Annotated in this window: 10 protein-coding genes and 1 pseudogene; 5 read left to right on the plus strand and 6 right to left on the minus strand. The window is 35.6% G+C overall.

Annotated elements, in window-relative coordinates; genetic code table 11:
* Positions 1–641: 641 nt before the first annotated feature.
* From ACEL90_RS03420 to lepB, 3 genes are all read left to right on the plus strand, one after another.
* Positions 642–1,667: a Fe(3+) ABC transporter substrate-binding protein gene (locus tag ACEL90_RS03420; RefSeq protein WP_010082338.1), complete on the plus strand. Its 1,026-nt coding sequence runs from the start codon at positions 642–644 to the stop codon at positions 1,665–1,667.
* A 203-nt stretch (positions 1,668–1,870) separates the two neighbouring features.
* Positions 1,871–2,758: an aspartate carbamoyltransferase catalytic subunit gene (locus ACEL90_RS03425; RefSeq protein ID WP_423348649.1), complete on the plus strand. Its 888-nt coding sequence runs from the start codon at positions 1,871–1,873 to the stop codon at positions 2,756–2,758.
* Positions 2,759–3,707: 949 nt separating this feature from the next.
* Positions 3,708–4,454, plus strand: coding sequence for a signal peptidase I (lepB, locus tag ACEL90_RS03430; RefSeq protein WP_010962911.1), 747 nt, complete (start codon positions 3,708–3,710; stop codon positions 4,452–4,454).
* Positions 4,455–4,461: 7 nt separating this feature from the next.
* Here lepB and hscA read toward each other — a convergent pair whose 3' ends face one another.
* Genes hscA through iscU form a run of 4 tightly spaced genes read right to left on the minus strand, consistent with a single transcriptional unit; the run spans position 4,462 to position 7,441 of the window.
* On the minus strand, positions 4,462–6,210 hold the full coding sequence (gene hscA, locus ACEL90_RS03435; protein ID WP_423348650.1) for a Fe-S protein assembly chaperone HscA: 1,749 nt from the start codon (positions 6,208–6,210) through the stop codon (positions 4,462–4,464).
* A complete protein-coding gene (locus tag ACEL90_RS03440) occupies positions 6,188–6,646 on the minus strand; it encodes an iron-sulfur cluster co-chaperone HscB C-terminal domain-containing protein (RefSeq protein ID WP_265024473.1) in 459 nt (152 codons plus the stop codon). Before ACEL90_RS03440 ends, hscA begins: the two co-directional genes overlap by 23 nt.
* Complete coding sequence (locus ACEL90_RS03445) at positions 6,639–7,052, minus strand: HesB/IscA family protein (protein WP_182309603.1); 414 nt, start codon at positions 7,050–7,052, stop codon at positions 6,639–6,641. The genes ACEL90_RS03440 and ACEL90_RS03445 overlap by 8 nt, the downstream gene beginning before the upstream one ends.
* Positions 7,053–7,057: 5 nt before the next feature.
* On the minus strand, positions 7,058–7,441 hold the full coding sequence (gene iscU / locus ACEL90_RS03450) for a Fe-S cluster assembly scaffold IscU (protein ID WP_151808025.1): 384 nt from the start codon (positions 7,439–7,441) through the stop codon (positions 7,058–7,060).
* A gap of 180 nt (positions 7,442–7,621) precedes the next feature.
* Here iscU and ftsY point away from each other — a divergent pair, with 180 nt between their 5' ends.
* Entirely contained in the window at positions 7,622–8,533 is a 912-nt protein-coding gene (ftsY, locus tag ACEL90_RS03455) for a signal recognition particle-docking protein FtsY (RefSeq protein WP_423348651.1), read from the plus strand.
* Here the strand turns inward: ftsY and radA are convergent.
* Both radA and ACEL90_RS03465 read right to left on the minus strand, forming a co-directional pair.
* Positions 8,520–9,863: a DNA repair protein RadA gene (radA, locus tag ACEL90_RS03460; RefSeq protein WP_264723993.1), complete on the minus strand. Its 1,344-nt coding sequence runs from the start codon at positions 9,861–9,863 to the stop codon at positions 8,520–8,522. The genes ftsY and radA overlap by 14 nt on opposite strands.
* Before the next feature lie 675 nt (positions 9,864–10,538).
* Positions 10,539–11,493, minus strand: a pseudogene (locus ACEL90_RS03465) (IS630 family transposase).
* Between the two features lie 187 nt (positions 11,494–11,680).
* Between ACEL90_RS03465 and ACEL90_RS03470 the strand changes: the two are divergent.
* Positions 11,681–13,201, plus strand: coding sequence for an HlyD family type I secretion periplasmic adaptor subunit (locus ACEL90_RS03470; protein ID WP_423348652.1), 1,521 nt, complete (start codon positions 11,681–11,683; stop codon positions 13,199–13,201).
* The last annotated feature ends 1 nt before the right edge of the window (position 13,202 follow it).

Consider the following 13,202-nt stretch of genomic DNA (forward strand, 5'->3'; position numbering starts at 1 on the left):
CGAGGCTTATCGTCATGCCACCGCGAACCGTCATACCGCCGCAGACCGTCATACCTTAACATAGATCCCGCTAACAAGCAGCGGGATGACGGTTGTCGTTTAGCTATAAATATTAAGAAATTTACCAAATGAAAAAAAAAGGCAAAAGAAGCCCCGTGGTTGGCTAATTACTTACATTATACTTTCAAGTATGGCGTTTTTTTATTCTAAACGCTTAATAACCGCGATTTAGTTGCTTTTAAGCCGCAACTAATCTAAATTATAAACATTAAGAAATTTACTAAACAGAAAAAAAGGCAAAAGAAACCCTAGGGTAGCTAGTTATTCACTATCCATTTTTTAAATCGGCGTTTTTTGATGTTTTAAATAGCGCATTTCAGCTTATATTAGGTAAAAACCTAGAATTTTATAAAGACATAAGATGCACATAGTGCAAAAAATTAAACATGGGACGCCAGATACGTGAGTTTTTTTGTCATTTAATCTGTACAGAGAAGATAAATAAATAGCTTCAGTTTCATGATAAGGGGACTGGCAAGGCTTGTCAAGCAAGTTTTTATGATTTATCTAACGAACTTTACACTTGCTAAAGTTGTACCATCTTGGTAACTTTAACTGAAAGAAGTTATTTTTTATCCAATATGAAAAAAGCCTTTATATTCACATCCTTAATAGCAATTATATTGATAGTTATTACTTATTTATACAGAAACGACGGGACTAATGACTCACAAGTGGTAAATGTTTATTCATCGCGCAAAGAAGAATTAGTACGTACTTTGTTTGATGAATTCACGAAAAATACAGGTATTAAAGTACGTTACATCATTGATGATTATTCTCAGCTACTTTCAAGAATGGAAAACGGTGGTGAAGCTGACTTATTTTTGACTGCTGATGCAATCAACTTAATTCTAGCAAAAAAAAGAGGACTTTTATCTCAAGTAGATTCAGAGGTTTTAAAAAGTGTTATACCTGCAAGATTTAGAGACAGTGAAGATTATTGGTTTGGTCTTACGAAAAGAGCTAGGATATTGGTTTACAATAAAGAGTCAGTAGACCCTAAGGACTTAAGTACTTATGAAGATTTAGCAAATGAAAAATGGAAAGGAAAAATATTAGTGCGTTCTTCTACAAGTCCATATAACAGATCGTTAATTGCTTTTATGATTGCAAATAATGGTTTTGAAAAGACGAAAGAATGGGTAAGCGGAATTGTGAGCAATATGGCAAGAAAACCAAGTGGTGGTGATACTGATCAAATTTACGCCGTAGCAGCGGGTGAGGGAGATGTTGCAATAGTAAACAGCTACTACTTTGCGAGAATTCTTTCATCAGAAAATAAAAAGAATGTTGCAGACAAGCTAGGGGCTTTTTTTCCTAATCGCAACGATCACGGTGTAATGGTAAACATCAGTGGTGCAGCAGTAACAAAAAACGCAAAAAACAGGGAAAATGCTATAGTCTTATTGGAATTTTTAGTAAGCAAGCAGGCTCAAGAGTTATACGCTAAAAAAAACCAAGAATATCCTATTATTGAAGGCGTTGAAACTTCCGATATACTAAAATCTTGGGGAAATTATTCACAAAGTGATTTGCCTCTAAGTGAACTTGAGAAGCATCTTTTTGAGGCTGTTATGATAGCGGATGAGTGTAAGTGGAAGTAATCCCCAGCGCCACTAAACATTGGGATGAAAGATTTATGCTAATATACCTTACTCTTGACTCGCTGAACTTTTTCTTCCTTCTAACTTAATTTTGACTTTACTATCTTTTTCCGTTCTTTCACCAAAACAATTGCTGCACAAGAAGTCTATTGAAAATAGGTAATAAGAAAGTAGAATAGGTTCAAGTAGTTGAAAAGGAAACTATGAACAAGAGAAGGAATTTGTTAAACATCTCAGACCTTACAGTCGATGATGTAGAAAATATAACTAAGTTGGCCAACCAGTACCTTAAAAAAGAAGTTGCAAATAGTCATATCTTGGAAAATAAGACAGTAATAAATTTATTCTTTGAAGATTCAACGCGTACACTTGCGTCTTTTGAAATAGCAGCAAAAAGCCTTGGAGCAAATGTTGTAACTTTGCCAATAAGATCTTCTTCTATTAACAAGGGAGAAGATCTAAAAGACATGATCAAAACATTAAATGCAATGAATCCTGATTACATAATAATCAGGCACAAAAGTAGTGGTATCATTAATACACTGGCAAAGTATGTTAACTGCTCGCTAATCAATGCAGGCGATGGAAGTAGTGAACATCCAACTCAAGCTCTTGCAGACTATCTTGTAATCAGCAATCACAAAAAGCAAATAAAGGACCTCAAAGTTGTGATATGTGGAGATATTCTGCACAGTAGAGTTGCAAGATCAAATATAAGATTGCTAAAAATGTTTGGAGCAGAGATAAACTTGGTCGCACCACCAACTTTGATTTGTAAGCATTTTCCTGAAGTAGATTCAGTCCATTATTCATTAATTGAAGGTATAAAGGATGCTGACGTAATTATGCTTTTGAGATTGCAGAAAGAGCGCATGAATAATAGTTCTTCAGAGAAAGAATATTTTTATTTGTATGGACTTGATTCACAAAAGCTATCATACGCAAAACCAGATGCGATTGTTATGCACCCAGGGCCAATAAACAGAGGGATTGAGATTAGCAGCGATGTAGCAGATTGTGTTATTTTACAGCAAGTAGAATTTGGATTGGCAATACGTAAGGCAGTGTTGCACCATTATAGGCCTTGCTAATATTAAAAGATGCTACACAACTAATGCAAAAAGGGGGGCATGAAATGACAAGGCTTGTAAATGGTTTGAGAATGGCCATTAAGATGTTAAGGCCGAGGATATGGTGTGGAAGTTTTTACGAAAGCCTGAAGTCAATCAACAACCTTGCAGAACGGCAAATTAGACGGCTATCGTAAAAACAGCTTTTTCACCTGGTCGGAACATGGAGAAAGATTTGTGGAAAGAATGTTGTCGATATTTTTGACATCACGTCTCAATGGCCAAAATCCCTTCCAAAAGTTACGACTGCTTAGTTCTTTATTCATTCTCACAATCCGTGAACGGTTACAACCTGGATTCCAGTGGGCTTTGTTGCATCGCTAGCTATGATGGATTAAAGATAAAAAAGGTAGAGAATATCAGTAGCTTATTATTCTGGTATTTATAACAAGAACGGTCAGTGAATACCTAAATTTGAGTAAAAGAAATTTCACTACCACTCACTAATCCGGCTAAAATTCAAGAATTTCAATGCTTTAGCTATTTTCAATAGAATTAAATTTATTAATGTAAATAATAAATTACTATTCTTAAATTTGATCAGATTGATTGCAAAAAAAACAAAATTTTCAATAGGTTACTTATAATCCTAACTATAGTTAGCCTTTCATAAGTAGCGATGCAACAAAGCCATTCCAGTGTCAGCTACTTTCATAACACCATATTACCTTAACAAAAGCAAATGTTCGTACAGATGTGCATCAGCTACTTTCATCTGCCACCTGCAAATTGCAATGTTCGTACAGTTATGTGTCACGCTACTTGGATGACACCGTTGAAAGAAATGAACCGCCTTTTCAAAATTGTTTTGAATAGAGGAATAACATTCACAAGTAAAATTTCATATTACCATTTTTTAATTTATGTATTATAATAAGCTTAATCTATAAGAAAAACAAAGTTGGAAAAGTTGGAAGAACTAAGCAAAAACTGGGTGATAAGAACGGGAAGATTTTTATCTTCATTGTTTTTTTTACTGTTGATTGCGCTGTCAATACGTAGTTTTTTATTCGAGCCATTTCATATACCTTCTGGTTCAATGAAAAGCACCCTACTTGAAGGGGATTACATTTTTACTAGTAAATATTCATACGGTTACAGTAAACACTCCTTTCCATTTTCTCCAAACATTTTTAGCGGCAGGATTTTTTATACCCCTCCAAAGCGTGGCGACATAGTAGTTTTCAAACCCACAAGAAATGACAGCATCAGGTTTGTTAAGCGAGTAATAGGAACACCAGGTGACAAAGTGCAAATGATAGAGGGAGAATTATACCTAAATGATCAGAAAGTAGAGCGAAGGCAAATTGAAAGTTTTTTTGATTATGAGTCAAATCGTAACATACCAAGATATATAGAAACGCTTTTAAGTGGCAAGGAACATGAGATTTTGGTAGATGACATTTCTAATAAGCTATCATATAACACTCCGGTTTATTATGTACCTAACGATCAATTTTTCGTTATGGGAGACAATAGAAATAATTCTTTAGATAGTAGGTTTCCTGAAGTTGGTTTTGTACCAATGGAAAATATCATTGGGCGTGTAAGCATAGTTGGTTTATCATTTAAATTAGGAAAGGTCGATTGGTTACCATTTAATTTCAGGTTACCTGTTGCTTTGAGATTAAATAGGGTATTGCACAAGGTTGTGTAAGCTTTTTCTACCTATTTGTTAATTCACACAACTCTAAAGAAGAATTTTCTAACTCGGCAATAGTGTTGTTGATTTCATTCAAGTCATTGCCTTGTAAAGCGTTTTTTGCATTTTGTAATAGGTTTTTCAACTTTTGATCAGTGGAAAAGTTATTATTGTTTTCAACCAAGTGTATGAGTTTATTTCCATTAATTTTAGCACCTGCAAGGGAACGAGCCTTCATATCTTCGTCAAAACTGTTTATTGACTGGTTAACCATATTTTGAACATCAGCTTCACTCAAGCCAAAACTTGAATTTACTTTAACTGTCTGCTCAATTCCAGTAGTTTTTTCTCTTGCAGTAACAGTCAAGATTCCGTCAACGTTAACTGTAAATTCTATTTCAACTCTTGCAGAACCTGCAGGCAGTGGCGGTATACCTTTTAGTTCAAACTGCGCTAGAGATTTGTTATCCTCTATCATTTCACGTTCTCCCTGACAAACATGAATTTTCATTGCTGTTTGCCCATCAATATAAGTTGTAAACTCTTTTGTTTCTGAAACTGGCAGTGGCGTATTTCTTGGTATGATTTTTTCAACTATGCCTCCCATAGTTTCTATGCCAAGTGATAAAGGTAGAACATCCAGGAGAATATTCCTATCTTTTGAGCTCGAAATTAAATCATGAGCCTGCAGAGCTGCCCCAATGGCAACTGCTTTATCTGGATCCACGTCATTTAGTACTTTATTTCCAAAGAGTTTGACTAGTGAATTTTGAACCAATGGTGTTCTAGTTGCACCACCAACTAAAATTACTCCTTTTATATCATCAATTTTAAGATCTATATCACTTATAGTACGAGTGACTATATTGATAGTCTTATTGACCAAAGAACTGATTGCCTGCTCGAATTCTTCTCTGGTAATTTCGCACTCAAATGGCTTGCCGTTAACATTAAATTCGAAGATACCTATAGTGTGATTGCTTAGGTACTCTTTCACAGAGCGTGATTCGATAAGTAAGGAATTTAGTTGCTTAGCCGTCTTTTCTCTATACTTATCAATCACAATTGAACTCAGCAAATGATCAAAATCATCACCGCCGAGTTTGGTGTCACCACCAACCGCAAGGACTTGAAACACTCCTTGATGCAATTTCAATATCGAAATATCGAACGTTCCGCCACCAAGGTCATACACTGCATATATTCCACTGCTATTGTTCTTTTCAATGGAGTAAGAAAGCGCTGCAGCGGTTGGCTCGTTAACGAGGCGAAGAACTTCTATGCCAGCTAATTTTGCCGCATATTTAGTTGCGTTACGTGCTGAATCGTCAAAGTAAGCTGGCACAGTAATCACTGCTTTTTTTACTTCCAGCCCCTTAGACTTTTTTACCCTCTCACGTAAAGCTTTTAATATCTCAGCAGAAATCTCAATAGGAGTAAGATACTTTTCCTCTGCGCATTTTATTCTAATAACTTTTTCGCTTTCATGATCCATTTCAAAATTGACGCCTTCTTTATTTAATTCTTCAACACTTTTACCCATTAAACGCTTTATTGAGTAGATTGCATTTTGACCGACATCGTAGCCAGTTTTCAATGTATTATTTTCATATGAAAGAGCAGAAGGCAGCAGTTCTCTTCCTTGTTCATCTTTAAATATCTCCACGTTGCCAGCTTTATTTACCATAGCAATCAAAGAATTGGTGGTGCCAAGGTCTATACCAAAAACTACTTCACTTGAATTTGGTTCAGAAATTTGAATTGGTTGCATTCTTTTTCACCTCCTCAAATGACTTATATAAATATTTCAATCTTAAGACTTGTGTAGCAGCTCCATCAAAATTCTTTACAGCAAAAGTGTTAATTAGGTTTTTAACGCAATCTTTTATTTTTTCATCAATTATCCTGCTTGCAAATTGTAGATCATCGCAGTCTAGTAAGTACTCTCTTATTTCCATTGATTCATTTAATATTTCAGAATTTGGATGATCCTTTGGGCTTCCCACACCAAAAAGATTCAACAAATGCTCAGCACGTTCTAGTGGTGACTTTAGCACTTGATAAGCTTTGTTGATATTTTCCATGTTTTTGGACTGTCTTTCATTTATATCAGTCTTGCTTAGCTCAATATATTTTTTCTCTAACTCATCAAAGCTGATATTGAAAGCTGGTTCAATTTCAAACAATGCAAAATAGTTGCTAGACATGAAAACTCTCTCCACAACCACATTTTCCTTTCTCATTAGGATTTTTGAAAACAAAACCCGATGAAAATTTTTCTTCTACATAATCCATTTCAGAGCCAAGAATAAACATGACGGATTTTGGGTCGATCAACACTTTAACTTTTTGGCCATCACTACAGTTTTCTTCAATTACCGACTCTAAAGGACGAGTATCATATGCATATTCAATATCATATTTTAAACCAGAACATCCTTTTTGCTTAATTAGCACTCTTATTCCTATTGCTTCTTCCGGTTTCTCAAGGTTAGTATGCTTCTTTTGGTCCAATAAATACCTTATCCTTTCTACTGCTTCCGCAGTTATAGTGATAAGTTTTTTATTCTTTTTTACAGTTTCACCTCCGCCTACTTCTTGATATTCACTCATGCTTCTTAATTCTTTTGCTTACTTTGATAATCATGAATAGCAGCCTTTATAGCATCTTCAGCAAGTACCGAACAGTGTATCTTCACTGGAGGTAAAGACAACTCTTCCACTATTTGAGTATTCTTTATCTGTGTAACGTCACTGATGGTTCTTCCCTTTATCATCTCTGTTAACAAGGAACTTGAAGCAATGGCAGAACCGCAGCCAAAAGTTTTAAATTTTGCATCTTCAATAACACCTTTGTCATTGACCTTTATCTGCAATTTCATTACATCACCGCACGACGGTGCACCAACTAGACCAGTGCCAACACTTGGATCATTTTTATCCAGAGAGCCAACATTCCTTGGATTTTCGTAATGATCTAAAATTTTCTCATTATAACTCATAAAATTACCTGTGAACCGCTATCCTACATTATAACATATTTAGGTTAAAAACTAAAGTAAAATACACTAGCAAACGGTATATTTTACTCACAGAATAACACAAAAGTGAGTGTATTTAACTTTACAAATACACTCAGTGCATGTCATTCTTTATATTGTAATTTTAAAAGGAGCATTCCCTTGAGTTTATTTGGTAATCTTTATAAAGGCCTGTTAAAAACTTCTTCTCGCTTTAGCGACGGAGTGAAAAGTATTTTCTCTGGCAAAAAAAAAATAGACCAGTCGCTTTTAGACGAGCTAGAAGAATTGCTAATTAGCATGGACATTGGTCATAAAACTTCTAAGTTGATTATCGATAGGCTCACAAGCATCAAGTTTGACAAGGAAGTTGAACATAATATTATCTCGCAGCAGTTAATGAACGAAATAGAAGCTATATTGAGCCCAGTTGTACAGCCGTTAATTTTAAATAAAAAACCACATATAATAATGGTATGCGGAGTAAACGGTAACGGTAAAACCACAACTATAGGTAAGCTTGCATATAAATATAAGGAAATGGGAAAATCCGTTATGCTTGTTGCATGCGATACATTTAGAGCGGCTGCTAGTGAGCAATTAAACATTTGGGCAGAACGTTCTGATTGCTTAATTGTTACTGGAGAGTACGGTAGCGACTCTGCAAGTGTGGCATACAGAGCTGTAAGTCAAGCTACAAAAGACAACGTTGATGTTGTTCTAATTGACACAGCAGGAAGGCTGCAAAATAATGTGAACCTTATGGAGGAGTTATCAAAAATATATAGAACGATAAAGAAATTGGATGACGCTGCCCCTCATGATGTTATTTTAGTTCTTGATGCAACTACCGGCCAAAATGCTTATAGCCAATTAGAAGCATTTAGCAAAATGGTTAATGTTACCGGGCTAATCGTAACAAAGCTAGATGGCACTGCTAAGGGTGGAGTGGTAATTGGACTTGCAGAAGCTTATAAGATAAAGTTACATGCTATAGGAATTGGCGAAAACATAGAGGACTTAAGGGAGTTTACTAGCAAAGAATTTGCTGAAGCGTTATTTAATTGTAATTAAAAATTTCTCTTAATTCCCTTACGTGACCAAGCTTAATTATCTCAATATCGTGAGAAGAGTAATTACCATTTTTAGGCATAATTGCTTTTTTGAATCCTAACTTTTGTGCTTCTTTTAGTCTGAGATCAGCATGCGAGACATTCCTAATTTCTCCTGAAAGTGCAACTTCACCGCAGATTATTGAAGAAGTTGGCAGCGGTAAATTTACTACACTTGAAATAAGGGAAGCAGCAACAGCAAGATCAGCCGATGGTTCCTGTATTTTGAGTCCCCCTGCAATGTTTAGGTATACCTCTTTATCATGCAAAAACATTTTGCAACGAGCATTTAGCACTGCGATGATCATAGCCAATCTATTAATATCCCACCCAACTACTGCCCTTCTTGGGGTTGCCATATTAGTTCCTGCTATTAATGCTTGCACTTCCATTAAAATTGGTCTTGAACCTTCAATTCCTGCAAATACGGCGCTGCCAACTACTTCTCTGTCATGGGCCATCAGAAACAATGATGATGGGTTATCAACAGGCACAAGTCCTGCTTCAGACATCTCAAAAACACCAATTTCATTTGCAGGGCCAAATCTATTCTTAATAGTACGCAAAATGCGGTATTGATTGCTATTTTCACCTTCAAAATATAATACCGTATCCACCATATGCTCCAAAGTTTTAGGTCCAGCTATTTGTCCATCCTTAGTTATATGGCCAACTATTAAGAGGGAAATACCATATTGTTTCGCAAGAATGGTTAATTCATGTGCGCAAGTGCGGACCTGAGTTACAGTTCCTGGTGCTGATGTAATTCTGCTATCATACATTGTTTGTATAGAGTCAATTACTAAGAATTTAATACTTTTATTTTCCTTTATTGTTGCTACTACATCAGTTAAAGACACTGTAGATAAAAGCTTAATTTTAGGTTCATTTATCTTAAGACGCTTTGCTCTGAGACTCACTTGCTCTAAAGATTCCTCGCCAGATACATAAAGACATTCAAAAGAGGAAAGTTGCACAACATTAGCTGCAATTCTAAGCAAAAGGGTGGATTTCCCAATTCCAGGTTCGCCACCAATTAAAATGCTAGCACCTTGAACGATACCCCCACCAAAAACTCTATCTAATTCTTCTATTCCTGTTAAAAAACGACTTGGAGTGATAATTTCGCTACCCGATAACGTCTTTATTAAAATTGGTGCAGATATACTTCTTTTGCTCGTTTTTACTGCTATTTCCTCAACAACTGTATCCCAATTGTCACATGCAATACACTTCCCTACCCACCTGCCAGTGCTATGACCACAGGATTGACATACATATACAGTTTTCATCAAAGCCAAAATTATTTTGTTGTAATTGTAATAAAAATTAGCTGAATATGCGAAGTAAATCTATAGCTAACCCAAGAAAGGTTTCCCTATGTCATACCGCCGCGGTATCTCAAAGCATAGATCCCGCTAACACGTAGCGGGATGACGATTGTCGTTTAGCCATAAATGTTTAAGAAATTTACCAAGCGAAAAAAAGGCAAAAGAAGCCCCGTGGTTATTATCCGCTTTAAAATATTGGCGTTTTTTATGTTTTAAACGCTTGACAAGCAAGATTAAGCCGCTTTTAATTGCAACTAACCTACGCTGCAAATGTTTAAGAAATTTACTAAGCAGAAAAAAAAGACAAAGAATCCCCGAGTTAGCTAGTCTTTTACTATCTCTGTCGAGTATTGGCATTTTTTGATGTCTTGTAACGCTTTATAAGCGCGTTCAGCTTATTTAGATAAAAATCTAGATGTAGATGAAGTTTTGTAAAGACATACAGTATCTATATACTGCAAAAAATTGAACATAAGACGCCGATACATTAAGTAATCCTTACCTTTTAATCTGCAGATTGGCGAAAGCAAACACAATAGCTTCACCATCATGATAAGGGCGCTGGCGGAGGGTGTCAAGCAAGTTTTTTGTTTCTATTCCCAATGTTATATGGTTATGTAATACCAATTCTCATTACTAGTGAATCAAATAAGCGGCATTGCAGAGTTGTTTAATTGTGGAGCTGGCAAGAGAAGTAATAAATTTGCACAAAGCACCCTCAAGCAGAGCAATTGTATCGTATATTTTATTGCGCAAAATGTTCTGTTTTATATATAACCAAAGCCTCTCAACAGGATTGAGCTCAGGTGAGTATGGAGGTAGGCATATAATGTCGATATTTTTAGGTACCTTTAAATTTTTTCCAACTAGCACAATCCATAACAAGAAAAGCCTCTCGTGTTTCTAGATATTGCGACATCTGCTCAAGAAATATGTCTATGCAATCAGTGTTGACATTTGAGCTAGAACTCTCTCCATTTCTAGGATTAACCGCACTATAGAGATAGAAATTTTGCCTACCTAATTTTGTTTTAACCTGTGTTCTAATCCCCTTTTTAAACCACCCATGTCCAACCTTTGAATGTGTGCCAAACCGTGATTCATCAAAGAAAAATAGCTTCATTGAGATTTTTTTTTGAATTCCTCTTGTTTGCTTTTATCTTGTCCATTATGAACTGGTCTTGGTGTAATATATGAGAATTTCATCTTTTGCATATAGCGGTGTACTGTAGATTTGCTGATATTTAATCTGAACTTTTCCTGGATTCTTATTCTCATTTCTTTAATGGTAATATTAGGATTTTCTTCTATCCACTCTTCAATTTGCTGTAGTTGAACCTGATTTAATTTAGTTTTTCTACGGCGTTGTGGAGGAGCAAACAGTTTTTCTTCTCTGCCAAATTTTAGGTCATGCAGTAAGTGCCTTTCTTGAAATGCAATATATTTTTGCTACAGCCGTTATACTGTACTTTTTTGCTGCAATTACAGCATTTAGTTTTTTTGAAACATATGCATTATTCCTTACTTTCTTCAGCATTTCTTTTGCTGATTCTACTACTTTTTCATCCAATAATTTTGATCTTAATGCCATTTATACCTCAACTATTTTACTTACTTCATTATCGCTTTTCTTCCATCTTTGTCCATCTGTTTGCCGTGTAATGGGAATTGGTATAAATAGTTTATTCTGGTGCTCTACAGTCTAAATGGAATGCTTAAATTATAGATTCTTTATTTTTGTGTGTTATCTTGAGTTAACACAAATTCACAGTAGTATTATGATAAGTAAGTTAAAAAAGCTTAGCGCTGGATTTTCTTTGACAGGCTTGATTGGCCATGGTGATAATATAAATATGCAAGGAGCAAAAAATAAAAAGAAGAAGTACCCAAAATTTTTGGATAAGACGTTTGCATTGATTGATGCAGTGATAAATTTTATTTTAAAACGCGAAAGTAATAACGTAAATCAAGTCCTGAAAGTAACATGGGGACCACTATTTTTTGGTCTGGTAGTAATACTCATCTTTTTTGGGATAGGTGGTATTTGGTCGGCTATAGCTCCAATTGACGGTGCGGTGCATGCAAGTGGAGAAGTTATTGTATCTTCAAATAGAAAAATAGTTCAACACTTGGGCGGAGGAATAATAAGCAAAATTTTAGTAAAAGAGGGTCAAGCAGTTAAAAAAGATGAGCCTCTAGTTTTGTTGAGTGATGTTAACGAGAAGGCGAATTTAAGTATCATCAAAGAGAAGCTCTTATCATTTTTAGCAACAGAAGCAAGGCTTCTTGCAATCAGAGTAGATTTGGACACGCTCGAGTTTCCTGATGAGGTTAAAAAATTATCTCACGATGAACTTGTAAATAAAGCGATAAAGAATCAAGTAAAGTTGTTCAACTCTCAGAGAAAGAGCATATTGGGAAAAACAGACATACTGCAACAACGTATAAAGCAGTTAAATGATGAATTAGCGGGGCTAAACTTTCAACTAAATGCAGCTCATAAGCAATATGACTTGATAACTGAGGAGTTGGAAACAAAAAGACAATTACTTGATAGTGGCCATATAAGCAAACCACACATTTTAGCTTTAGAAAAGCAGTTTGCTGAAATTGAAGGCAGAGTTGGACATTACCATTCTGCAATATCTCAAGTGCAGCAAAAAATTGGAGAGAACGAATTAGAAATTATAAACGTGAGAAATGATTCTCAAGAAAGAGCAAACGCTGAACTTAAGGAAGTTAGTACGTCTATTGCAGACTTGAAAGAGAGACTGATGGTTGCTGAAGATTCATTAGCACGTACAATAATTAAATCGCCTCAAGATGGGATAGTCACAGATATAAGATACCATACTGAAGGTGGTGTTATACAATCTGGAGTTCCGATCATGAGCGTAGTGCCATCGGATGACGACCTAATAATAGATGCTAAAATTCAGACCAGAAACATAGAAGAGATACTGTCAGCACAAAAGAAAGATAGCAACATAGTCTCCATTGATGGGCTAGAAGGGCTAAAGGTTAAAGTTCGTTTAAGTGCTTACAGTGCACGTCGTTTAAGTTTAATTAATGGTATAGTAAGCAATATTTCTCCCGATGCCCTTGATGATCCAAGGCTAGGGCGTTATTATTCAGTACGTGTAGTGATACCAAAACCAGAGCTTGCTCAGTTTAAAAACGTATACCTATACCCTGGTATGCCAGCAGAAGTGTACATAGTTACTCAATCTCGTACTCTTTTATCATTCTTGTTTACGCCTATAATTGCAACAGTCGATAGGTCTTTTATAGAAAGGTAGC

It is taken from the genome of Wolbachia sp. wLmal, assembly GCF_049435495.1.
GTDB classification, from domain to species: domain Bacteria; phylum Pseudomonadota; class Alphaproteobacteria; order Rickettsiales; family Anaplasmataceae; genus Wolbachia; species Wolbachia pipientis.